Origin of the sequence: Neorhizobium sp. CSC1952, from assembly GCF_030378245.1 — a bacterium.
GTDB lineage: Bacteria > Pseudomonadota > Alphaproteobacteria > Rhizobiales > Rhizobiaceae > Neorhizobium > Neorhizobium oryzae_A.
Genome location: NZ_CP128416.1, coordinates 434,427 through 458,527, shown reverse-complemented (window position 1 = coordinate 458,527; position 24,101 = coordinate 434,427). Strand labels below are relative to the sequence as shown.

Sequence of the window (24,101 nt, the reverse complement as noted above, 5' to 3'; positions counted from 1 at the left end):
CACCAAAATCTAGCACTCAGCTAAAGCTAGGCTGCTGATTTTGTAACTTCTCCCACCAAGGGGATGACAACCATGGAAGACGACGAGAACGATTTTTCCGGCACGCTCGCCAATGCGGAGGCGCTTGCCGGCGTGATGGCCGATCTGGAGGGCCGGTCGCAGCGGTTCGGGGCGGCGCTGACGGGGGCGCTGCGCTCAGCTACCGCCGGCGGGCGGGGGCTGGAGGACGTGCTGTGGGGTCTGGGCAACCGCCTGACGGATATTGCGCTCGCTGCCGGGCTGAAGCCGCTGGAAAACATGCTTGGCACTGCCATCGGCGGGCTCGTCGGTTCGGTGACGCCCTTTGCCGACGGCGGCGTCGTGCGTTCGCCGAGCTTCTTTCCCATGGGAGGCGATATGGGCCTGATGGGTGAGGCGGGCGCGGAAGCGATCCTGCCGCTCAGGCGTGGGCCGGACGGTGCGCTCGGTGTTGCGGCGTCCGCGGGCGGGACGGCGCCGCAGATCGTCTTCAACGTGACGGCGACCGATGCGGCGAGCTTCCGCAAAAGCGAAGGACAGATTTCCGCCATGCTGGCGCGCAGCGTCGCGCGCGGGCGCAGGGGCCTTTAGGTCGGACTTTGAGGTGAAACGATGAGCGGTTTTCACGAGGTGCGGTTTCCGCTGCGGCTGGCGCTCGGTGCGACCGGCGGGCCGGTGAGGCGCACGGACATCGTCAATCTTTCCAACGGGCGCGAACAGAGGAACCAGCGCTGGCGGGATTCGCGCCGCGGCTACGACGCCGGGTCGGGCGTGAAATCGCTCGCCGATCTCTATGCCGTTCTGGAATTCTTCGAGGCGCGCCGCGGGCAGCTCCACGGCTTCCGGTTCCGCGATCCGCTCGACTGGAAATCCTGTGCGCCCGGCGAGACGATCTCGGCCGCCGATCAGGTGATCGGCATGGGCGACGGCACGACTGCCGCATTCCAGCTTGTGAAGACCTATGCGGACAGCGGCGGAAGCTGGGTGCGGCGGATCGCCAAGCCTGCGGCCGGGACGATCGTGGTGTCGGTGGACGGGGCGGCGAAACAGGCGGGCTCGTTCTCGACCGATACGGCGACGGGGATCGTGACCTTTTTCGGCGGGCACATTCCCGGGGCTGGTGCGATCGTGCGCGCGGGTTTCGAATTCGACGTGCCGGTGCGCTTCGATACCGACCGGATCGACGTCAACCTGGCGCATTTCGATGCCGGACGCATCCCGACCATTCCATTGACGGAGATACTGGCATGAAGACGGTGCCTGTGGCGCTGGCCGCGCATTTAAAACAGGAGGCGACGACGACCTGCCATTGCTGGCGGGTGACGCGGCGCGACGGGACGGTGCTCGGTTTCACCGAACACGATCGCGATCTCGTCTTCGACAGCACGATCTTTCTGGCGGCGAGCGGCTTTTCGACGAGCGAGGCGGAAGCCTCGGCGGGGCTTTCCGCCGGTGCCGACGAGGTGGCGGGCGGGTTTTCGAGCGCGGCGATCCGCGAGGACGATCTGACTGCGGGGCGATATGACGGGGCAAGGGTGGAGCTGTTCATCGTCAATTGGGCCGAGCCGGAAGAGCACATGCTGCTGAACGTGCGCGAGATCGGAGAGGTTTCGCGCGCCGGCGGGCAGTTCCGGGCGGAGCTGCGGAGCCTGGCGCATCGGCTGAGCCAGCCGCAGGGGCGGATTTACGGCCGCCGCTGCGATGCCGTTCTGGGAGACGCGCGCTGCGGCGTGAATCTGACGGCCTGGCGTGGCGAGGGAGCGGTCGTTGCCGTGAAGGATGCGAGCCGGATCCTGGTGTCCGGGCTCGGCGGTTTCGCAAGCGGGTTCTTCCGGCAGGGCACGCTGACCTTCTCCGGCGGTGCGATGATGGATGTCGAGACGCACGAGCGGAAGGCGGACGGCACGGCGGAGCTGACCTTGTGGCTGCCGCTGGAGGAGCCGGTTTCGGTGGGGGAGGCGTTCTCGGTGACGGCGGGTTGCGACAAGACGTTTTCGACGTGCAGGGCGCGGTTCGCCAACCACCTTAATTTCCGCGGCTTTCCCCATGTGCCGGGCGCCGATTTCGCCTATTCCTACGCGGATGGGGAGCGGCTCCATGACGGCGGTCCGATCTTCGAATGAGCGGGACGGGAGAGACGGTCTTGGCGCTGGCCGAGAGCTGGATCGGCACGCCCTATCGGCATCAGGGCGCGGCGAAGGGGATCGGCTGCGATTGCATCGGCCTGATCCGCGGCATCTGGCGCGAGCTTTACGGTAAGGAGCCCGAGACGGTGCCGGCCTATGCGCCGGACTGGGCCGAACGGAGCGGCGAGGACCGGTTGATGGATGCGGCGCGACGGCTGTTCGGTGAGCCGATAGCGGTGGGCGAGGCGGAGCCGGGCGATCTGCTGCTGTTCCGCTGGCGGCCGGATTGCGCGGCAAAGCATGCGGGGATACTCGCCGGGCCGCGGCATTTCATCCATGCTTATGAGCAGGCGACAGTGACGCGCTCCACGCTGGTGCCTTCGTGGCGGCGCAGGATTGCGGCGGTGCACCGGTTTCCGGATGTACGGAGTGGTTGAAAAAATTCCATTTGGAATGTATGTTTATGGAGTGGTGAGCGAGGCGGCTACCTCGCCCACCGTGGACTTATCTGGCGAATGTTACCCGGACGGCTATAGACCAGCCCGTCCGGGTTATCCGCAAGCTAAGCGTAATGCCAATCGGCAGAAGCCTCATCGCATCACCTCCATGATTGAGAACTAAGGCATCTGCCCACGTCGGCGGAGCCCATCTTCGCCGACGCGCCGGCTGGCACGGCGCATTCTGCTTCTAATCCTCAACCGACATAAACCTAACATGCAATCATAGAGGGCGAACAGTAGCAATTTCGCCTCGATGCACGAGGTTGTATCTATGGCCACTCTTCTTCTTCAGGCTGCGGGCGCGGCGCTCGGCGGCGTGTTCGGTCCTGTGGGTGCGATCATTGGCCGGGCCGCAGGTGCGCTTGCGGGGAGCGCAATCGATCGGGCGCTGATCGGCGGCGGCGGTACGGTATCGGGCGCGAGGCTCGCGACCGCACGCATTCCGGGTGCCGACGAGGGAACCGCGATCAACCGCGTTTATGGCACCGCGCGGATCGGCGGTACGCTGATCTGGGCGACGCGCTTCGAGGAGGAGGTGACGCGCGAGCGCTCCGGCGGCAAGGCGACAGGGCCGCGGGTCGAGACCTTCCATTATTTCGCAAACCTAGCGGTAGGGATCTGCGAGGGACCGATCGCCGGCGTGCGGCGCGTCTGGGCGGACGGGCGAGAGCTCGACCTGACGGCGATCGAGATGCGCGTCTATCGCGGCGACGAGGAGCAATTGCCCGATCCGCTGGTCGAGGCGAAACAGGGCGAGGGCAATACGCCGGCCTATCGCGGCCTGGCCTATGCCGTATTCGAACGGCTGCCGCTCGACAGCTTCGGCAACCGCATCCCGCTGCTGCAGTTCGAGGTGCTGCGGCCGGTGGGCGGTCTGGAGCGGCAGATCCGTGCGGTGACGATCATTCCCGGTGCGACCGAGCACGGGTATGCGACCGTGCCGGTGACCGAGAAGACGGGCGAGGGAAGCGCACGTATCCTCAACCGAAATACACTGGCGGCAGGAACGGACTGGCAGGCCTCGCTCGACGAGCTGCAGGCGCTCTGCCCGAACCTCGAACGGGTGGCGCTGGTCGTGTCGTGGTTCGGGACCGACCTGCGCGCGAGACACTGCCGGATCGTTCCGGGGGTGGAAGTGGCGGCGCGGCGGGACGAGAGCATTGAATGGTCCGTCGCAGGTATATCGCGTGCGGATGCGCATCTTGTGAGCCAGGAGGACGGGCCGGCCTTCGGCGGCACGCCGAGTGATACGAGCGTCCGCCAAGCGATCGCCGATCTGAAGGCGCGTGGGCTCAAAGTCTATCTCTATCCTTTCGTCATGATGGACATTCCGCCCGGCAACGGTCTGCCCGATCCCTACGGCGAGGCGGAGCAGGCGGCCTTTCCGTGGCGCGGTCGGATCACCGCCTTTCCGGGGCCGGGACGGCCGGGAACGGCGGACAAGACGGCGGCGGCGCGGGTGCAAGCCGAGGCGTTTTCGAACGGCGCCGAAGGCTATCGCCGGATGGTGCTGCACTATGCGGGTTTGGCGGCGGCCGCGGGCGGCGTCGATGGGTTCATCATCGGTTCGGAACTGCGCGGCCTGACGCAATTGCGGGACGAAACGGGTGCATTTCCCTTCGTGCAGGAACTGGTCGGGCTGGCGGCGGACGTGCGAGCGGTCGTCGGGCCGGAGACGAAGCTGACCTATGGCGCCGACTGGAGCGAATATTTCGGCTATCATCCGCAGGACGGTACGGGCGAGGTTTTCTTCCATCTCGACCTGCTCTGGACTTCGCCGGATATCGACGCGGTCGGCATCGACAATTACATGCCGCTCGCCGACTGGCGGGACGAGGATCTTGCGGCGGACAGTCCGGACGGGTTCCGCTCGGTGGACGATGCCGAGGCCATGGCAGCGCAGATAAATTCGGGCGAGGGCTTCGACTGGTATTACGCGAGCGAGGCGGACCGGGAGAACCGTGTGCGCTCGCCGATCACCGATGGACTGGCGGGAAAACCGTGGGTGTTCCGCACCAAGGACCTGTCCGGCTGGTGGTCGAACCGGCACTACGACCGGACGGGCGGTGTGGAGAAGGCGACGCCGACGGCCTGGACGCCCGGCATGAAGCCGATCTGGTTCACCGAGCTCGGCTGCCCGGCAGTGGACAAGGGGGCCAACCAGCCGAACGTCTTCATCGATCCGAAATCGGCGGAAAGCGCCGCGCCTTACTTTTCGAGCAGCGGACGGTCGGACGGCATGCAGCGGCGGTTCCTGGAGGCGCATCACGGCTGGTGGCAGGGTGAGGGTCCGTCTTCCGGGATGGTCGATCCCGACCATGTCTTCGTCTGGACCTGGGACGCGCGGCCAACCCCGGCCTTTCCAGACGACCTGTCGATCTGGAGCGACGGCGGCAACTGGCGCACCGGCCATTGGCTGAACGGTCGGCTGGGGGCGACCACGCTGGCGGACGCGATCGCGGCGATCCTGATCGAGCATGGGTTCGAGGATTTCGACGTCTCGGAGGTGAGCGGTGACCTGACGGGTTACGTGCAGGGCGAGGTGACCTCGGCGCGGGCGCTTCTGGAGCCGCTGCTCGAGGTTTTTCAGGTCGACGTCGCGGAAGATGGCGGAAGATTGCGCTTCCGGTCGCGGCTGAAGGCCAGCCTCGCGCCAAGGGAGATCTCTGTGGTCGCCGATACGGACGGCGAGCCGTTCTGGTCGGAAAGCCGCGGTCACGACAGTGATTTTGCGGCGGAGGCGGTGCTGACGTCGTACAACCCGGTCCTCGATTACGAGCAGGGGAGCGTGCGGTCACGGAGGGCACGGGCGGAGAGCCGGCGGACACTCAGCTACGACCTGCCGGCAGTGCTGCCGGGGGAGACGGCGCTCGGAGCGGTCGAGACGCTGCTGCGCGGCCAACGGATCGGGAGGCGAACGCTCAGCTTCGCGCTGCCGCCTGCGGGTGTCGCCGTGGAGCCGGGCGATACGGTGCGGCTGGCCTTGCCGGATGCGGAGGGTCCCGAAGGTGTCTTCATCATCGATCGGGTCGAGGGAGGCGCGGTGCAGCGGATCGAGGCACGCCAGCATGCGCCGCTCGCCCCGGCGAGCCATACCGGCGAGCCCGGGCGCCGGATGGGCGGCGGCACGGTTTCGGATGCCTTTGCGCCGGTCCTGCATTTCCTCGACCTGCCGCGGTTTTCATCGGGCGAGACCACAGGTTTCGCGAGGGTCGCCGGCTTCTGCAGGCCATGGCGGCGCATGGCGCTGTCGTCTTCGTCCGGAACGGAAGGATACCGGACGCGCGCCGCACTCGACCGGCCGGCGAGGGTCGGCGTCCTGGCGGCTTCGTTGGCGGCCGGTGTGACCGGTCGTTTCGACAGGGCCGGTACGGCGGAGCTTGAACTCTTCTTCGGCGGTTTGTCGTCGGCGGACGAGCGGGCCGTGCTGAACGGAGAAAACCGCATCGCCGTGATGGCGGAAAACGGCGTTTGGGAGGTGATCGGCTTTGCGGATGCAGAGGAGGTCGGCCCCAACCGCTGGCGGCTCGCGAACCTGTTGCGCGCCCTTGCAGGCACCGAGGATGCGATGCTCGCGGGTGCCGTCGCCGGGGCTCCGGTCGTGGTGCTCGACGAAGCGGTCGTGCCTTTGGGGCTTGCGGCGGAAGAGCGCGGCCTTACATTGAACTGGCTGGCGGAAAGCCTGGGGCAGGGCGGCGGACGTTCCGGCCCGCATGGGTTCGCAGCCGGACTGCGCGCAGAGGCGCCGCTTTCGCCGGTGCATATCAACGGCGAACGGCAGCCGGGAGGCGGCGTGCGCCTCACCTGGGTCCGGCGCGGCCGGGTGGAGGCGGACGGCTGGGACGGCACGGACATTCCGCTCGACGAGCCGGAAGAGCGCTACCGCGTCGAGCTTCTCGATGGAGAGACAGTCAAGCGAACGGCCGAAGTGACGCAAGCGGCTTTCCTCTATCCGGCGGCAGACGAGGTCGCGGATTTCGGCGCGCCGCAGCCGAGCCTTTCGTTGCGCATCCGCCAGATGGGGCGTGCGGTGCCGCTCGGCATTCCGGCCGAAACGGTCATTACATTCTAGGTTGAAAAGGAGACGAGCATGGACGGAATGAAGGCCTGGTACCAGTCGAAAACGGTCTGGGGCGCGCTGATCGCGGTCGGCGCATCGTTTTTGCAGATGGCGGGAATTGAACTCGGCCAGGATGTGCAGGCCGATCTGGCGGATATTGCGGTGACGCTGGCAGGCGTTGCGGGCGGGCTTCTTGCAATCTATGGGCGGATCGCGGCCCAGTCGGGAATCGGGGGAAAATAGGCTTGTGAATGGCAGCGTTACCGACCATTCATTTGCCATTCAGCCGCCTTTGGCTACATAATCCATCACATGCTTTGGACATGAATCCTGTTGTCTCGTGAGTGGAAAGTGTAACCATGGCGCGATTGCCGATCATCGCGATTTTGGCCGCCGGCATAGCCGGTTTTGCCGGTCTTGAGCCGGAAAAGGCCTCCGCGCGTGATTATCTCATCCTGGTCGCAGGCGACTGCGGCTCGGCAGCATCTCGCGTGGTGCGGGAAACCGGCGGCCAGCTTCTTTCCGCTCAGCCTTCCTCCGATGGCCAGACCTGTGTCGTGACGGTGCTCGTCCAGGGCAGCGGCAGCGAAAGACCGCGCAAGGTAACCGTAAGGGTTCCGATGTAAGCGGAAAGGCAGGTATCCATCTGCCGGCATATCATTCGAGGGACGGTTCATGCGCATTCTGGTGGTCGAAGACGACGTCAATCTCAACCGGCAGCTTTCCGACGCCCTGAAGGAGGCCGGTTACGTGGTCGACCAGGCCTTCGATGGCGAGGAAGGCCATTATCTCGGCGACACCGAGCCCTATGACGCGGTGATCCTCGATATCGGCCTGCCGGTGATGGACGGCATTACCGTCGTCGAGAAATGGCGCGCCGAGGGCAAGGGCATGCCGGTGCTGATGCTGACCGCCAGAGACCGCTGGAGCGACAAGGTGGCGGGCATCGACGCCGGCGCCGACGATTACGTGGCGAAACCCTTCCATGTGGAGGAAGTGCTGGCGCGGGTGCGCGCGCTGATCCGCCGTGCCGCCGGGCATTCCTCCTCGGAGATCGTCTGCGGCCCGGTCCGGCTCGACACCAAGGCCTCCAAGGCGAGCGTCGACGGCGTGACGCTGAAGCTCACTTCGCACGAATTCCGTCTGCTCTCCTACCTGATGCACCATATGGGCCAGGTCGTTTCCCGCACCGAGCTTGTGGAGCATATGTATGACCAGGATTTCGACCGCGATTCCAATACGATCGAGGTTTTCGTGGGCCGGCTTCGCAAGAAGCTCGGCGTCGACCTCATCGAAACTGTCCGCGGCCTCGGCTACAGGATGCAAGCGCCGACAGATGCGCGTTAGATTTCGCACCATCGGACCAAGATCGCTGACGGCCAGGGTGTTGCTTCTGGCAACCGCATGGTCGGCGCTGGCTCTGGTGGTGATTTCGATCGTCATCTCGCAGCTCTACCGGCAATCGGCGGAGCGGGCCTTCACCGACCTTCTGCGCGCCCAGCTCTACAACGTCATCAACTCGATCACGATCGGCGACGACAACCAGCTCTCCGGCAGTCCGCAGCTCGGCGACCTGCGCTTCTCGCAGCCGGAAACGGGCTGGTACTGGATCATCGAGCCGCTCGGCACGTTTGCCGCAAGGCCGCTGTCGTCGTCCTCGCTCGGCACGTCGAACATCAGCGTGCCCTCGATCCTCGCAGTACCCTTCAACAACCGCTACGAACGCTTCTATCCCGCCAACGACGCCTTCGGGAACCACGTTCTCGTCGCGGAGACAGAAGTCGTGCTCGACGGCGAGGGCCGTGCGGCCCGCTTCCGCGTCTCCGGCAATCTCGCGGTGGTGGAGGAAGACATCCGCGGCTTTTCCCGCAATCTCTATATCGCGCTTGCCGTCTTCGGTTTCGGCAGCCTGGTGGTGAACGGCCTTGCGATCCTCTACGGATTGCAGCCGCTCGACGGTGCCCGCCGCGCGCTCGAAAGGGTGCGCAGGGGCGAGGTGGAGCGGCTGGAGGGCGAATTCCCGCGCGAGATCATGCCGCTCGCCAACGACGTCAACGCATTGATCGAAAGCAACCGCCGCATCGTCGAGCGGGCGCGCATGCAGGTCGGCAATCTGGCGCATTCGCTGAAGACGCCGATCGCGGTCCTGCTCAACGAATCGCGCATGCTGGACAAGGTGCAGTCCGATCTCGTCCGGTCGCAGGCGGAAGCCATGCAGGCGCAGGTGCAATCCTATCTGAACCGGGCGCGCATCGCAGCCCAGCGCGAATCCCTGCTCGCCCGGACGGATATCGAACCGGTGCTGGAACGGCTGGTGCGCGTCATGCGCCGGCTCAACCCGGAAAAGGAGTTCCATCTCTCCGTCTTCCCACCCGGCGTGGCGCTCGCCATGGAACAGCAGGACGTCGAAGAGACGATCGGCAATCTGCTCGAAAACGCCGCCCGCTTCTGCAAGACGGGCGTCTGGATCACGGCCACGCCGACGGCGGGGCCACAGACGGCCGAAGGTGAGCACGCGCGCCGCAACTGGGTGGAAATTGCGGTCGAGGACGACGGCCCGGGGCTCGAGCCGGATCAGATCCGCGAGGCGATGAAACGCGGCACGCGGCTCGACGAAAGCAAGCCGGGCGCCGGCCTGGGGCTTTCGATCGTGCGCGAGATCACCGGCGAATATCAGGGCACGGTCGAGCTGACGCGCGGAGCGCGGGGCGGTTTGCGGGCGCAGCTGCTTCTGCCGGGAGTGACGAAAGATGCGGCGTGACGTGGGGCGTTCGGGAGAGCTCCGCCGAAGTGTGGCCGGTGGGCAACATCCTACCAATCCCAGCCAAGGGGCATGGACGAATGAATCGCCTGCTATATCTTTGATGCGAGGAAACTTTTTATTGAATTCTAATGTAATTCGCGTGACGATCCGGCAGAGGCTGGAAGCTCACATGGATTTGCGTGTTTCCCAGTGACGCCATAAAGACGCCATGTCGGGACGGGAACTGTCCCGGCGGGGATTCCCGAACGAAAACCGACCGAGAGCCAGTTTCTGACACGATGCGATCCTTGAGCTTCCGAAATGTCGTTTCATCGCTTGTCGTGGCAGGCCTGCTCGCCGGCTGCGGCACCTCTTCCAACCGGGCGACCGGGCCGCGCGGCCTGCTTTCGCCGAAGCCTTCGGCATCCGCTTCCTATATTTCCGCGCTGCAGGGCGGCATTGTCGGCCGCACCGGCGCCACGCTCTCGGCGAGCGACCGTTCCCGTGCGCTGGAGGCGGAATACCGGGCCCTGGAGACGAGTGCCAGCGGCCACACGATTCCCTGGAAGGGGAGTGACGCAAGCGGCGAGGTCGTGGTCAACGCGCCTTACCAGGTCGGAACGCAGAACTGCCGCCAGTACCGCCACACGGTGACGGCGGACGGCAAGGAAGTGACGGCACGCGGTGCGGCCTGCCGCAATTCCGACGGAACCTGGACGCCGTTGACGTGATCTGCGACGGTTTGACCTGGGCCATGGCCGCAGGTACGCACGAGATCCATATCCAGGACGAACTTGCGGCGAAACGCCTCAAATTCGCGTCAACACCGGCTCCGCGGTTGGAAAGAGCCGGTGGTTGCAGTAATGGGACGCTATGGTTTTATGGATCGTCTTCGCAGTTCTGACGGCGGCCGTCGCGGCAGTCCTCATCATGCCCTTCGCCCGAAGCGCCAAATCCGCGCCCGCAGATCGCGCCGGTGAAGTCGAAGTCTATCGCGACCAGCTGAAGGAACTGGAGCGGGATCGCGACCAGGGCCTCATCGAGCCGCAGGAGGCCGAATATGCCCGCGCCGAGATCGGCCGCCGGCTGATCGCCGCCGCCGGTGCGGACGGGGGCAGGCAGCAGGCCGCTCTCAAGACCCGCAAGCATACGCTTGCGACCGCCGTCGTGACGCTCGTTCCGCCCGCCGTCGGGCTCTGTCTTTACGTGATGCTGGGAAGCCCCGGCATCCCCGACCAGCCGCTCGAGGCGCGGCTTGAAAATCCCGGCAACAACATCGCGCTGCTCGTCGCCAAGGCCGAGCGGCATCTGGCTCAAAATCCAAACGATGGAGCCGGCTGGGACCTGCTGGCGCCGATCTATTTCCGCTCCATGCGCCTCGGCGATGCCGAGATGGCCTACCGCAACGCGATCCGCCTCCTGGGGCCGAACGCAATGCGGCTGGCCGGTCTCGGCGAGACGCTGGTGGCGTCGAACGACGGCATCGTCACGGAAGATGCGCGCTCCGCCTTCGAGGAGGCGGTGAGGCTCGAGCCGGGCAATCCGCGCCCGCGCTTCTATGTCGGGCTCGGGCTGGAGCAGGCGGGCAAGGCCGCGGAAGCTCGGACGGTGTTCGAAGGGATCGCCAAGGTTTCCCCGCCGGACGCGCCCTGGATGCAGCTCGTCAACCAGCATATCGCCAAGAACGGCGGCACGGTCGCTCCCGGCCCGGATACCGGCAGCGAAGCGGCACAGGTGCCGGGCAATCCGAGCCAGCAGGATATCGCCGCGGCACAGAACATGTCGCAGGACGACCGGCGGGCGATGATCCGCGGCATGGTCGACAGCCTCGCGGCGCGGCTGAAGGAGGATCCGAACAATCTCGAAGGCTGGCTGAGGCTGGTGCGCTCCTATTCCGTGCTCGGCGACAAGACCAAGGCCGAGGAGGCGTTGAAAAGCGGCCTGAAACAGTTCCCGTCATCGGGCGAGCTGGTGGCGCTCGCCAACGAGATCGGGATCGCCGTGGAAGGGACTGCCCAATGACGCGAAAACAGAAACGGCTTGCGGTGATCGCCGGCGGCATGAGCTTCATCATCGTCGCGGTGCTGCTCGTGATGTTCGCCTTCAGCCAGTCGGTCGCCTATTTCTTCATGCCGGCCGATCTCGCCACGGCCGACATCAAGCCGGGCACGCGCATCAGGCTCGGCGGGTTGGTGGCGGAAGGCTCCGTCAAGCGCGGCCAGGGCTCGACCGTGAGCTTCACCGTGACGGACGGCAGCGGCAACGTGCCGGTCACCTATACCGGCATCCTGCCCGACCTCTTTCGCGAGGGGCAGGGCGTGGTGACGGAAGGCGCCTTCGACGCGGCAAGCCATGAATTCGTGGCCGACAGCGTGCTCGCCAAGCATGACGAGAACTACATGCCGAAGGAGGTCGCCGACCGGTTGAAGGCCGAGGGCGTCTGGGAAGACGGCAAGGGCGGCGGCCAGGCGGCAGGCAAAACACCGGCAAGGGAGGCGACACGATGATCGTCGAGATCGGCCACTACGCGCTCGTGCTGGCGCTCGCCACCGCCTTGATCGTTTCGGTCCTGCCGGTGATCGGCGCGCGGCGCGGAGACGCGGCGATGATGGCGCTCGGCACGACCGGTTCGCTGACCATGTTCGCGCTCGTCGCCTTTTCCTTCGGCGTGCTCACCTGGGCCTATGTGGTCTCCGACTTTTCGGTGGCGAATGTCTGGGAGAATTCCCATTCGCTGATGCCGCTCATCTACAAATATTCCGGCGTCTGGGGCAATCATGAGGGCTCCATGCTGCTCTGGCTGCTGATCCTCGTCCTCTTCAGCGCGCTGGTGGCCGTCTTCGGCCGGAACCTGCCCGACACGCTGCGGGCCAATGTGCTGGCCGTGCAGGCCTGGATCTCGACGGCCTTCCTTCTATTCATCCTCTTGAGCTCCAATCCCTTTCTGCGCCTCGACCCCGCTCCAGCCGAAGGGCAGGACCTGAACCCGATCCTGCAGGATCTCGGGCTGGCCATCCATCCGCCGCTGCTCTATCTCGGTTATGTCGGCTTTTCCGTCTGCTTCTCGTTTGCCGTCGCGGCGCTGATGGAAGGCCGCATCGATGCCGCCTGGGCGCGCTGGGTGCGGCCCTGGACGCTGGCTGCCTGGACCTTCCTGACGGCAGGCATTGCAATGGGGTCCTACTGGGCCTATTACGAGCTCGGCTGGGGCGGCTGGTGGTTCTGGGACCCGGTCGAGAACGCTTCCTTCATGCCCTGGCTCGCCGGCACGGCGCTGCTGCATTCGGCGCTGGTGATGGAAAAGCGCGAGGCGCTGAAGATCTGGACCGTGCTGCTCGCCATCATGACCTTCTCGCTGTCGCTGCTCGGCACCTTCCTGGTCCGTTCCGGCGTGCTGACCTCGGTCCATTCCTTCGCGACCGATCCCGCGCGCGGCATCTTCATCCTCTGCATTCTGGCAATCTTCATCGGCGGCGCTTTCACGCTGTTTGCCTGGCGGGCGCCGATGCTGAAGGCGGGCGGGCTTTTCGCGCCGATCTCGCGCGAAGGCGCGCTGGTCTTGAACAACCTGATCCTGACGGTGGCGACCGCGACCGTGCTGACCGGCACGCTCTATCCGCTGATCCTCGAAACGCTGACCGGCGAGAAGATTTCGGTCGGCGCGCCGTTCTTCAACATGACTTTCGGGCTTCTGATGCTGCCGCTTCTGGTCGCCGTGCCGTTCGGACCGATGCTTGCCTGGAAGCGAGGCGACCTGCCCGGCGCGCTGCAGCGGCTCTACGTCTTTGCCGGACTGGCGCTGTTTGCGGGGCTCGCCTTCTACTACGTCCAGAACGGCGGGCCGGTCATGGCGATCTTCGGCCTGACGCTTGGATTCTGGGGCATGGTCGGAGCGCTGGCAGACCTCTGGTATCGCGGGAATTTCGCCAAGGTGGGCTTTTCGGTAGGCCTGAAGCGGCTCGCCGGCCTGCCGCGTTCGGTGTTCGGCACGGCGATCGCCCATTTCGGGCTGGGCGTGACGGTGCTCGGCATCTTCGCCGCGACGACCTTCGGCACCGAGACGGTGGTCGAGATGAAGCCCGGCGCCTCGGTGGACGCGGGCGGCTATTCGCTGACCTTCGACGGCATGCGCGAGGCGATCGGCCCGAACTATACCGAGGAGCGCGGTCATTTCACCGCGAGCCGCGGCGGGGTTGCGGTTGCGGACGTCTGGTCGTCGAAGCGGCTTTATACGGCGCGGCGCATGCCGACGACGGAGGCCGGCATCCTGACCTTCGGGCTCAGCCAGCTCTACGTGTCGCTCGGCGATCCGATGGAAGGCGGCGGCATCGTTGTGCGCATCTGGTGGAAGCCGTTCATCCTCTGCATCTGGGGCGGCGCGCTGATCATGATGGTGGGCGGCTTCGTTTCGCTGTCGGACCGACGTTTGCGGGTCGGGGCGCCGAGCCGGAAGGCGAAGGCAGTGAAGCCGGTGCTGGAGGCGGCGGAGTGATGGAGGGGAAGGACGCCTTGCAACACCCCCCTCTGGCCTGCCGGCCATCTCCCCCACAAGGGGGGAGATCGACTCGCGGCGGCCTATCGCTCCCTCAAGGGGTTTATAATTGGGGGAAACCGGTGCGTCTTGCCAATCTCCCCCCTTGTGGGGGAGATGGCCGGCAGGCCAGAGGGGGGCTGATAGCACTCGCGCTGGCATTGATCCTGGCCATTCTCACCCCCCTCCCGGCGCTTGCCGTCAATCCGGACGAGGTGCTCTCCAACCCGGTTCTCGAACAGCGCGCCCGCAACCTTTCGGCGCAATTGCGCTGCATGGTCTGCCAGAACCAGTCGATCGACGATTCCAATGCGGAACTCGCCCGGGATCTCCGCGTGCTGGTGCGCGAGCGGCTGACGAACGGCGATACGGACCAGCAGGTCATCGACTACGTGGTGTCGCGCTACGGCGAATTCGTGCTTCTGAAGCCGCGCTTCAGCGTCAAGACGGCGATCCTCTGGGCGACGCCGATCCTGCTGCTTCTCATTGGCGCCATTGCGATTTTCGTCTTCGTCCGCACCCGGCCGAGTTCGCGGGCGGTTGCGGTGCTGTCGGCCGAGGAACAGGCCCGCATCGACGAGCTTCTGAAGAAGTAGCGGCCGGATTTCTTGCGCGTCAGCCGAACATTACGAAGATTTCATTCGCCCGCCACGTGCAGTTAACGTGTTGCCGCCTATATCTCTTGTCATCCACCGCCCGCCGGACCTCCGGCCAACAAGTGACTGAAGAGAAGAAGGTAGCTTAAAAGATGCGCAATATTGGACGTCCCTCCCTGAAGACCGTCTTGCAGACCACCACGGTTGCTGGTCTTGCGGCGGTCATGCTGTCGAGCGGCATCCCGGCTCAGGTCATGCAGTCCTTCGCTGCCCCGGTCAGCGTCACCGCGCCGCAGGCTCCGAGCTTTGCCGACGTCGTCTCCGCCGTTTCCCCCGCCGTCGTTTCCGTCCGCGTCCAGTCGGACGCCCAGGCCGCGTCCGACGACAGCGGCAATTTCTCCTTCAATTTCGGTGGCCGCGGCTTCGACCAGCTTCCCGATGACCATCCGCTGAAGCGTTTCTTCCGCGAATTCGGCGGCCAGATGCCGGGCGACCGCAATCAGGACCGCGCCGACCGCAACGGCCCGCGTGACCGCGACAACGGCAACCGCCCGCACCGCCTGCGCCCGACCGCGCAAGGTTCCGGCTTCTTCATTTCCGAAGACGGCTATCTCGTCACCAACAATCACGTCGTGTCGGACGGCTCGGCCTATACGGTCGTGATGAACGACGGCACCGAGCTCGAAGCCAAGCTGGTCGGCAGGGACAGCCGCACCGACCTCGCGGTGCTGAAGGTCGACGCCACCAGCCGCAAGTTCACCTATGTCAATTTCGCGGACGACAGCAAGGTTCGCGTCGGCGACTGGGTCGTCGCGGTCGGCAACCCGTTCGGCCTCGGCGGTACGGTAACGGCCGGCATCGTTTCGGCCCGCGGCCGCGACATCGGCTCCGGCCCCTATGACGACTATATCCAGGTCGACGCGGCCGTGAACCGCGGCAACTCGGGTGGCCCGACCTTCAACCTTTCGGGCGAAGTCGTCGGCATCAACACCGCGATCTTCTCGCCGTCCGGCGGTAACGTCGGCATCGCCTTCGCGATCCCCGCCTCCACGGCGCGGGATGTCGTCGCCGACCTCATGAAGGACGGCAAGGTCGAACGCGGCTGGCTCGGCGTGCAGATCCAGCCGGTCAACCAGGACATCGCCGACTCGCTCGGCCTGAAGGAAGCCGCCGGCGCCCTCGTCGTCGCTCCCCAGGAAGGTTCGCCAGGCCAGAAGGCCGGCATCCGGGAAGGCGACGTGATCACTGCCGTCAACGGTCAGCCGATCAAGGATGCCCGCGACCTCGCCAAGCGCGTCGCCGCCTTCGGCCCGAACACCAAGGTCGATGTCGATCTGTGGCGCGACGGCAAGGCTGAGACGATCCCGGTCACGCTCGGCAATCTTGCCAGCGACGAGGCGGCCGCGGCAGAACCGCAGCAGCCCGATGCGCCGGCCCCGTCCAGCGAGAAGGCGCTCGCCAGCCTCGGCATCACGGTCGCTCCGGCCGAGGACGGCTCCGGTCTTTCCGTCACGGATGTCGATCCCGATAGCGAGGCTGCGGCCCGCGGCCTGAAGAGCGGCGAAAAGATCGTCTCGGTCAACAACCGCAAGGTCGCGAGCGCCGCCGATGTCGGCAGCGTGATCGACCAGGCCCGCAAGGATGGCCGCACCCGCGCGCTGTTCCAGGTCGAATCCGGCGGCAACAGCCGCTTCGTGGCCCTGCCGATCGACGAAGGCTGATAGCCTCGGACTGCCAAGTGGTCGAGGGCGCCGCCGGCAACGGCCGGCGCCCTTTTCACGAGGGGAGAGTGAGAAATGGTGATGGATATCCGTTATTCTGCCGAAACCGACGAATCCCATGATGCAAAAACGGGCGGTGACGCTATTGTTCCGCACATGAAGATTCTGGTGATCGAAGACGATCTCGAAGCCGCAGCCTACATGACCAAGGCCTTTCGCGAGGCCGGGATCGTGGTCGACCATGCAAGCGACGGCGAAAGCGGCCTCTTCATGGGAACGGAGAATTCCTACGACGTGATGGTCATCGACCGCATGCTGCCGCGCCGCGACGGCCTATCCGTCATCAGCGAACTCAGGAAGCGCGGCGTCAACACGCCGGTCCTCATCCTCTCGGCGCTCGGCCAGGTGGACGACCGCGTGACGGGCCTGAGAGCCGGCGGCGACGACTATCTGCCGAAGCCCTATGCCTTTTCCGAACTGCTCGCCCGCGTCGAGGTGCTCGGCCGCCGCAAGGGCGCGCCGGAGCAGGACATGGTCTACCGGGTCGGCGACCTGGAGCTCGACCGGCTTTCCCACGAAGTGAAGCGCGCCGGCAAGGAAGTGCTCCTGCAGCCGCGCGAATTCCGCCTGCTCGAATATCTGATGAAGAATGCCGGCCAGGTGGTGACCCGCACCATGCTGCTCGAAAACGTCTGGGACTATCATTTCGACCCCCAGACCAACGTCATCGACGTGCATGTCTCGCGGCTGCGTTCGAAGATCGAGAAGGATTTCGACAAGCCGCTGCTCAAGACCATCCGCGGCGCCGGCTACATGATCAAGGACGAGGGGTGACCCTGGATTGCTGGCACGCGCCCGCCTGATGTTCCGTTCGACGGCCGTGCGGCTGTCGGCGCTTTATATCCTGCTTTTCGCGCTTTGCGCCGCTTTCCTCGTCTTCTACGTGACGGCGATGTCCGAACGGCTGCTCGCCCAGCAGACGCGCCAGACGCTGCAGGAGGAAGTGCTCGACATCCAGCGGGCCTACGAGAGGGGCGGCGTCAATCTCCTGCTCAGGATGATGGAGCGGCGCGCCCGCCAGCCGGGCGCAAATCTCTATGTGATCGCCGGACCGAACGGCGAGATGCTGGCCGGCAACGTCGCTTCCGTGCAGCCGGGCGTGCTCGACGAGCAGGGCTGGACCGCGGTTCCCTTCACCTACGAGCCCTATTCGGAAGTGGACGGCCCGCGCCGGCATCTGGCGCTCGCCAACGTCGTGCTTCTCGACAACGGCTTGCGGGTCATGGTGGGACGCGATCTCGGCGATCCGGGACGGTTCCGCGGGCTTGTGCGGCGGGCTCTCATGGTCGCGCTGACCATCATGGGCGTCGGGGCCCTGGTCATCTGGTTCGGCATCGGGCGCAACGCCCTGAAGCGCATCGACCGGATGTCCGCGGCGAGCCAGAAGATCATGGCCGGCGACCTTTCCCAGCGACTGCCGATCGGAAAATCCGGCGACGAGTTCGACCGGCTTTCGGATTCGCTGAACGCCATGCTGGGGCGCATCGAGAAGCTGAACGAGGGCCTGAGGCAGGTCTCCGACAACATCGCCCATGACCTGAAGACGCCATTGACGCGGCTGCGCAACAAGGCGGCCGATGCGCTCGCCGAAAACCGCGAGGACGTGCGGCGCGCAGCTCTTGAAGGCATTATCGGCGAATCCGACCAGCTCATCCGCACCTTCAATGCGCTGCTGATGATCTCCCGCGTCGAGGCGGGGTCGATCGCGGCGGAAATGTCCGATGTCGATCTTTCGGCGATCTCGGCCGACAGCGCCGAACTCTACGAGCCGGTGGCCGAAGAGGCGGGGCTTTCCCTTGCGACCGATCTGGAGCCGGGGCTGGTGGTGCACGGCAACCGGGAACTCATCGGCCAGGCGATCTTCAATCTGCTCGACAATGCGATCAAATATGCCGGGGAAGGCAGGGGCGAGCCGAAGATCGGCGTAAAGCTTGCCAAGACCGACGGCGCCATCCGGCTGTCGGTTTGCGACAACGGTCCCGGAATTCCGGCCGACAAGCGCGGCGAGGTCGTCAAGCGCTTCGTGCGGCTGGACGAAAGCCGCTCCAAGCCGGGTACGGGTCTCGGCTTGTCGTTGGTCGAGGCGGTGATGGAACTGCATGGCGGTTCGCTCGAGCTTTCCGCCACCCATCGGGACAACAAGGAGGCGCCCGGCCTGACGGTCACCATGGTCTTTCCGGCGCCGAAGCCCTAAGTGGGAAATGGAGGACGATTCGAGGAGGACGTGGTGTCGGAAAGACTGAGCCGGCTCGATGCGGTGAAGGCGGAGGTGATCCGTCCGCTGAACCAGACGGAAGCGAAGGCGGCGATGGCCGCCCTGAAGGATATCGGCAAGGCCGAGCCGGCGGTCGCCAGGCTGCTCGCCGGCGAAAGCCCGCTCAAGGATTTCGTCGTCGCTGCCTTCACCCTCTCGCCTTATCTAAGGGACACGGCAGCCGTTTCGCCGTCGCTCCTGGCAATGGCGATCGGCGAGCCGCTGGAACCGGCATTGGAGCGGCTGATCGGGACGGCGCGCAACGCCTGGCGGCCGAAGGATGGCAGGACGCCCTCCGAAAACGAGGTGATGACGGCGCTTCGGGCCGCCAAAAGAGGCTTGAGCTTTCTCGTCGCGCTGGCCGACCTCGCCCGCATCTTTACCGCCAAAGACACGACGCGCTGGCTGAGCGCGATCGCCGAGGCTTCCGTGGCGGCCACGGTCGACCACCTGCTGCTCGCGGCGCATGAGAGCGGCAAGCTGAAGCTTCTGGACGCAGCCGAGCCCAGCAAGGGTTCGGGTCTGATCGTGCTCGGCATGGGCAAGCTCGGCGGCCGCGAGCTCAACTATTCCTCCGACATCGATATCGTCGTCTTCTTCGACGCGGAAGCGGGCATCCTGACCGATCCGCTGGACACTTCGGAAACCTACGGCCGGATGATGCGGCGCCTCATCCGTATCCTGCAGGAGCGTACGGCCGACGGTTACGTCTTCCGCACCGACCTCAGGCTGCGTCCCGATCCCGGCTCGACGCCGCTTGCCGTCTCGCTCGATGCGGCGCTGATCTATTACGAGGGCAGGGGGCAGAACTGGGAGCGCGCCGCCTTCATCAAGGCGCGGCCGGTCGCCGGCGACATCGCGGCCGGCGACGATTTCGTACGGCTGCTGACCCCTTTCGTCTTCCGCAAATATCTCGATTACGCGGCGATCGCCGACATCCACTCGATCAAGCGGCAGATCCATGTGCACAAGGGCCATGGCGCGATCGCGGTGAAGGGCCATGACGTGAAGCTCGGCCGCGGCGGCATCCGCGAGATCGAGTTCTTCGCCCAGACGCAGCAGCTGATCGCCGGCGGGCGGATGCCGCCGTTGCGCGCCCGCGAGACGGAGACCGCCCTGAAGGCGCTTGCCGAGGCGAAATGGATCACGCCGGAGATCGCCGCCGAACTCACCGAATGCTACTGGTTCCTGCGCGACGTCGAGCATCGCATCCAGATGGTGCGCGACGAGCAGAGCCATAACCTGCCGGATACCGACGCCGAGCTGAAGCGCATCGCCTTCATGCTGGGCTTTGCCGATGTGGCGGGTTTCTCAGCCAGGCTGGAAGAGGTGCTGCGGACGGTCGAGAGGCGCTATGCGCGGCTCTTCGAGCAGGAGGTGAAGCTTTCCGGCGGCGACGGCAACCTCGTCTTTACCGGCCAGCAGGACGATCCGGGCACGCTGAAGACGCTCGCAGCGCTCGGTTTCGAGCGGCCGGCGGATATTTCCCGCGTCATCCGCACCTGGCATTACGGCCGCTATCGCGCGACGCAATCGGTCGAGGCGCGCGAGCGGCTGACCGAACTCATGCCGGCGCTGCTCCGGGCCTTCGGCGAAAGCAAGCGCGCCGACGACGCGCTGCTGCGTTTCGACCATTTTTTGAAAGGTCTGCCGGCGGGCATCCAGCTCTTCTCGCTGATCGGCAACAACCCGGCGCTGCTGGCGCTGATCGTGACGATCATGTCGTCCGCGCCGCGGCTTGCCGATATCATCGCCTCCAAGCCGCATGTCTTCGACGGCATGCTGGATCCCGGCCTGATGGCCGAGCTGCCGACCCGCGACTATCTCTCCCATCGTCTCTCCACGTTCATCGGCGGCGCAAGGGCTTACGAGGAACTGCTCGACCGCCTGCGCATCTTCGCGGCCGAGCAGCGTTTCCTGATCGGCATCCGCCTGTTGACCGGCGCGATCTCCGGGGCGGAGGCGGCGCGCGCCTTCACCCATCTCGCCGACCTCCTGATCGAGGCGGCGCTGAAGGCCGTGGTGGAGGAGATCCGGACCGCCCACGGTATCTATCCCGGCGGCCGCGTCGCGGTGATGGGCATGGGCAAGCTCGGCAGTTTCGAGCTGACCGCCGGTTCCGACGTCGATCTCATCCTCCTCTACGATTACGATAGCGATGCGATGGAGAGCGAAGGGCCGAAGCCGATCGATTCCACCCGTTATTTCACCCGCATCACGCAGCGGCTGATGGCGGCGCTGTCTGCGCCCATGGCCGAGGGAGTGATCTTCGAGGTCGACCTTCGCCTCAGGCCGTCCGGCAACAAGGGCCCGGTCGCGACCCGCATCAACGCCTTCGGCAAATACCAGCGCACGGAAGCCTGGACCTGGGAGCATATGGCGCTGACCCGCGCCCGTCTGGTCTGCGGCGACGAGAGCCTTGTGCGCGAGGCGAGAGACGTGATCGGCGAGGTGCTCTCAGCCGAGCGGGATGTCGGCAAGATCGCCCGGGACGTTGCCGAGATGCGCGAACTCATCGAGACGGAAAAGCCGCCGCGCGACATCTGGGACTTCAAGCTCATTCCCGGCGGGCTGATCGACATCGAATTCATTGCGCAATATCTGCGCCTCATCGCGCCCGCCAAGGGAGTAACGGCCGATACTTATGGCTTCTCGACGGCCGAAGCTCTGAAGGCGCTCGGGGAAAAGCTGACGAAGCCCGGCGATCTCGACATCTGCCTTGAGGCACTACGCCTCTTCACCGAACTCTCCCAGATCATAAGGCTTTGCGTCGACGGTCCGTTCGACCCGAAGGACGCCCCGGCCGGCCTGCTGGAACGCGTCTGCCGGGCCGGTGACTGCCCGGACATCCGGACGCTGGAGGGGGAGGTGAAGCGGTTGTCGAAAACTGTGCGGGAGGTTTTCCGGAGGACGGTGGGGGCTTGATCGAGGCATGGGATTTGCCCCTCATCCGCCTGCCGGCACCTTCTCCCCGCAGGCGGGGAGAAGGATATATGCCGCACCGTTTCCGCGTCTCCGGCATCGTGCATGGCACGTTCCCTCTTTCCGTCAGAACGGGGAGAGGGTGAGGGGCGATTGTAAAATGTCCAGCTCCCCTTAGAGCGTTTCCGTCAGGCCGGTCTTTTCCGGGTCGTCGCCTGCTGCGGCAGCTCGGGGATGTGCAGCGAAACGACGGTTCCCCTGCCGACCTGCGAGCGGATTCGCATCGTGCCGCCGTGGAGCGCGATCAGCGAGCGGGAGATGGCGAGCCCGAGGCCCGAGCCGCCCTTGCTCTTCGCATACTGGCTCTGCACCTGTTCGAAGGGCTGGCCGATCTTGCCGAGCGATTCCTGCGGAATCCCGATGCCGGTATCGGCGATGGTCAGCACCACGCCTTTCTCCAGCTTTCGGGCGCGGAGCTCCACCTTGCCGCCTTCGTTGGTGAACTTCACGGCGTTGGAAAGGAGGTTGAGCATGACCTGCTTCAAGGCCCGCCGGTCGCCGGCCATGTTCAGGTTGTCGCAAAGGCGCTGGCGGATGGCGATCGCCTTGTGCTCGGCGGCGATCGAGGTCAGGCGCAGGCTCTCCTCGATGAGCGGCTTCAGATCGACCGGCTCGCACTGGATGCGCATATGGCCGGCTTCGATCTTCGACATGTCGAGGATGTCGTTGATGACGTTCAGGAGGTGCTTGCCGCTGTCGTGGATGTCCTTGCAGTATTCGGAATATTTCGGCGAGCCGAGCGGGCCGAACATGCCGTTCACCAGGATTTCCGAGAAGCCGAGGATGGCGTTGAGCGGCGTCCTGAGCTCGTGCGACATGTTGGCGAGGAATTCCGACTTCGCCTTGTTGGCCGCCTCGGCACGTTCCTTCTCCGCCTGGTAATTGGCGTTGGCCACTGAAAGCTCGGCCTTCTGGCGCTCCAGCTTCTTCTGCGAGGAGGACAGGTCGCCGATCGTCGCCATCAGCCGGCGCTCGCTGTCGCGCAGCCGCTCCTGATGGCGCTTCAGGAGCGTGATGTCCGTTCCGACCGAAACGAGGCCGCCGTCGCGGGTGCGTCGCTCGTTGATCTGCAGCCAGCGCTCGTCGGCGAGCTGGACTTCCGTGGTGCGGGAAAAGCCGCTGCCGTCCGGATCGGCGACGCGCCGCTCGATGACCGGCCGGGCGGCCGCGGCGTTGACGGCGGCGCGCTCGGTGCCCGGCACCAGCACGCTGTCCGGCAGTCCGTAGGCCTGCTGGAAATGGGTGTTGCACATGACGAGCCGGTCGTTCTTGTCCCACAGCACGAAGGCTTCCGACGTGCATTCGATCGCGTCCGCCAGACGCTGGTCGGCCTCCGCATAACGCTGGGCGAGACGGTGCTGCTCGGTCACGTCCATGGCGATGCCGATGACATGAGTGCGGCCGGCGGCGGTCTTCACCACCTGGGCGCGGGCGCGCATCCAGACGTAATGGCCGGCCGCATGGCGCATGCGGAAAATCTGGTCCACCTGCTTGGCATTGCCGCGGCTGATCGCGCGGGCGAGCGAATAGATGTTGCCGTCGCTCGGGTGCATCATCCGCGCCGCGTCCGTAAACGAGATCACGTTGCCGGCGGGCGGCAGGCCGAGCATCTCGTACATCGAACCGGACCAGAAGAGCCGCTTGTTGGTGACGTCGAAATCCCAAAGGCCGCAGCGTCCGCGCGACAGCGCCGTCTCGATGCGCAGGTTGGATTCGACGAAGATCTCGTCGGCTTCTCGCGCGCGCCTCACCTGCATGTAGTAGGCGTAGAGGATGACGAGCAGGATCGCCGAGATGCCGGTGAAGAGCGTGACGTTGAGCGAGACTTCGTGACGCCACAGGCGGTTGATGTCTTCCAGCGAATGAGCCGCGACGATCAGCGCACCTTCGGTGCCGACCGGCCGGATCGCGGCATAGTGGGGGATTTCGCCGAAATAGGTCTCGATCACACCGCTGTCGTTGTCGAAACGGCGAAGCGCCGCGATCTCGGGCAGCACGGATGTCAGGCGCCGGCCGATATAGGCGGCGGCATCCGCGGTGCCGCCGAAAACGCGACCGGCCTGATCGACGAGGAGAACGAAGGCGCCGGATTGCAGATGGCCCTGCGGCAGGAAGGAGCCGAGACGCGTTTCGGCCGCGGCGCGATCGGCGCTGGAGAAGACGGCAACGTCGCCGGAGAAGGCTGCGCGTGCCGCGGTCGCGATCAGCGCGGTCGATCGCTGCGCGGCTTCCTGCATCCGGCCATGTTCGGCCATGATGCCCAGGATACGGGCGGCCGCGACGACGGTGAGGAAGGCGATGATGAGGAGCGGAATGGAACGCTTCAGGACCAGTTCCACCCGCGGCATCTGCCGGGCGAGCGGCCTGACGGCCTCGTTCGGAATGGCGCGCCCCAAACTTGCCAGGCTCGGAAATTTGAAACGCAGCCATCCTTCGGCCGCGGTTGCCCGCCGCACGTCCGCCATCGTCTTCATGTGGTCCCTCGTGATGATTCGGCGCGCCGCTCGCCC

19 protein-coding genes are annotated in these 24,101 nt (G+C 65.6%); 18 read left to right on the top strand and 1 reads right to left on the bottom strand.

Translation table 11 applies throughout. From position 1 onward, the window contains the following. Positions 1–72 precede the first annotated feature (72 nt). From QTA58_RS02345 to QTA58_RS02260, 18 genes are all read left to right on the top strand, one after another. Positions 73–609, top strand: coding sequence for a phage tail tape measure protein (locus QTA58_RS02345; RefSeq protein WP_289671564.1), 537 nt, complete (start codon positions 73–75; stop codon positions 607–609). Positions 610–630: 21 nt separating this feature from the next. Continuing rightward, positions 631–1,269: a DUF2460 domain-containing protein gene (locus tag QTA58_RS02340; protein WP_289671563.1), complete on the top strand. Its 639-nt coding sequence runs from the start codon at positions 631–633 to the stop codon at positions 1,267–1,269. Further along, positions 1,266–2,141, top strand: coding sequence for a DUF2163 domain-containing protein (locus tag QTA58_RS02335; protein WP_289671562.1), 876 nt, complete (start codon positions 1,266–1,268; stop codon positions 2,139–2,141). Before QTA58_RS02340 ends, QTA58_RS02335 begins: the two co-directional genes overlap by 4 nt. Beyond that, positions 2,138–2,581: an NlpC/P60 family protein gene (locus QTA58_RS02330; RefSeq protein WP_289671561.1), complete on the top strand. Its 444-nt coding sequence runs from the start codon at positions 2,138–2,140 to the stop codon at positions 2,579–2,581. The genes QTA58_RS02335 and QTA58_RS02330 overlap by 4 nt, the downstream gene beginning before the upstream one ends. Before the next feature lie 334 nt (positions 2,582–2,915). Further along, positions 2,916–6,716 (top strand): glycoside hydrolase/phage tail family protein, encoded by a 3,801-nt coding sequence (locus QTA58_RS02325; protein ID WP_289671560.1) that lies wholly within the window; start codon positions 2,916–2,918, stop codon positions 6,714–6,716. 18 nt (positions 6,717–6,734) lie between these two features. After that, on the top strand, positions 6,735–6,947 hold the full coding sequence (locus tag QTA58_RS02320) for a hypothetical protein (RefSeq protein ID WP_289671559.1): 213 nt from the start codon (positions 6,735–6,737) through the stop codon (positions 6,945–6,947). 116 nt (positions 6,948–7,063) lie between these two features. Then, positions 7,064–7,330, top strand: a complete 267-nt coding sequence (locus tag QTA58_RS02315) for a hypothetical protein (RefSeq protein WP_085422773.1) — start codon at positions 7,064–7,066, stop codon at positions 7,328–7,330. A 49-nt stretch (positions 7,331–7,379) separates the two neighbouring features. Further along, a complete protein-coding gene (locus tag QTA58_RS02310) occupies positions 7,380–8,051 on the top strand; it encodes a response regulator transcription factor (RefSeq protein ID WP_085422774.1) in 672 nt (223 codons plus the stop codon). A gap of 10 nt (positions 8,052–8,061) precedes the next feature. Beyond that, positions 8,062–9,465: a HAMP domain-containing sensor histidine kinase gene (locus QTA58_RS02305; protein ID WP_289673342.1), complete on the top strand. Its 1,404-nt coding sequence runs from the start codon at positions 8,062–8,064 to the stop codon at positions 9,463–9,465. Between the two features lie 281 nt (positions 9,466–9,746). Next, a complete protein-coding gene (locus QTA58_RS02300) occupies positions 9,747–10,178 on the top strand; it encodes a hypothetical protein (RefSeq protein ID WP_085422776.1) in 432 nt (143 codons plus the stop codon). Between the two features lie 142 nt (positions 10,179–10,320). Beyond that, a complete protein-coding gene (gene ccmI, locus QTA58_RS02295) occupies positions 10,321–11,469 on the top strand; it encodes a c-type cytochrome biogenesis protein CcmI (protein WP_289671558.1) in 1,149 nt (382 codons plus the stop codon). Then, entirely contained in the window at positions 11,466–11,954 is a 489-nt protein-coding gene (gene ccmE, locus QTA58_RS02290; RefSeq protein WP_289671557.1) for a cytochrome c maturation protein CcmE, read from the top strand. Before ccmI ends, ccmE begins: the two co-directional genes overlap by 4 nt. Beyond that, positions 11,951–13,939, top strand: coding sequence for a heme lyase CcmF/NrfE family subunit (locus QTA58_RS02285; RefSeq protein ID WP_289671556.1), 1,989 nt, complete (start codon positions 11,951–11,953; stop codon positions 13,937–13,939). The genes ccmE and QTA58_RS02285 overlap by 4 nt, the downstream gene beginning before the upstream one ends. Positions 13,940–14,139: 200 nt before the next feature. Further along, the gene (locus QTA58_RS02280; protein WP_289671555.1) at positions 14,140–14,574 is read left to right on the top strand and encodes a cytochrome c-type biogenesis protein; all 435 of its coding nucleotides are present in this window, start codon (positions 14,140–14,142) and stop codon (positions 14,572–14,574) included. A 152-nt stretch (positions 14,575–14,726) separates the two neighbouring features. After that, positions 14,727–16,295, top strand: coding sequence for a Do family serine endopeptidase (locus tag QTA58_RS02275; protein ID WP_085422780.1), 1,569 nt, complete (start codon positions 14,727–14,729; stop codon positions 16,293–16,295). A gap of 81 nt (positions 16,296–16,376) precedes the next feature. Further along, positions 16,377–17,129: a response regulator transcription factor gene (locus QTA58_RS02270; protein WP_289673340.1), complete on the top strand. Its 753-nt coding sequence runs from the start codon at positions 16,377–16,379 to the stop codon at positions 17,127–17,129. Between the two features lie 10 nt (positions 17,130–17,139). Beyond that, complete coding sequence (locus QTA58_RS02265) at positions 17,140–18,549, top strand: HAMP domain-containing sensor histidine kinase (protein WP_143531676.1); 1,410 nt, start codon at positions 17,140–17,142, stop codon at positions 18,547–18,549. 33 nt (positions 18,550–18,582) lie between these two features. Next, the gene (locus QTA58_RS02260; RefSeq protein ID WP_289671554.1) at positions 18,583–21,534 is read left to right on the top strand and encodes a bifunctional [glutamine synthetase] adenylyltransferase/[glutamine synthetase]-adenylyl-L-tyrosine phosphorylase; all 2,952 of its coding nucleotides are present in this window, start codon (positions 18,583–18,585) and stop codon (positions 21,532–21,534) included. Positions 21,535–21,719: 185 nt separating this feature from the next. On the opposite strand, the gene QTA58_RS02255 is transcribed toward QTA58_RS02260, so the two are convergent. Beyond that, positions 21,720–24,056, bottom strand: a complete 2,337-nt coding sequence (locus QTA58_RS02255; protein WP_289673339.1) for an ATP-binding protein — start codon at positions 24,054–24,056, stop codon at positions 21,720–21,722. Positions 24,057–24,101 lie beyond the last annotated feature (45 nt).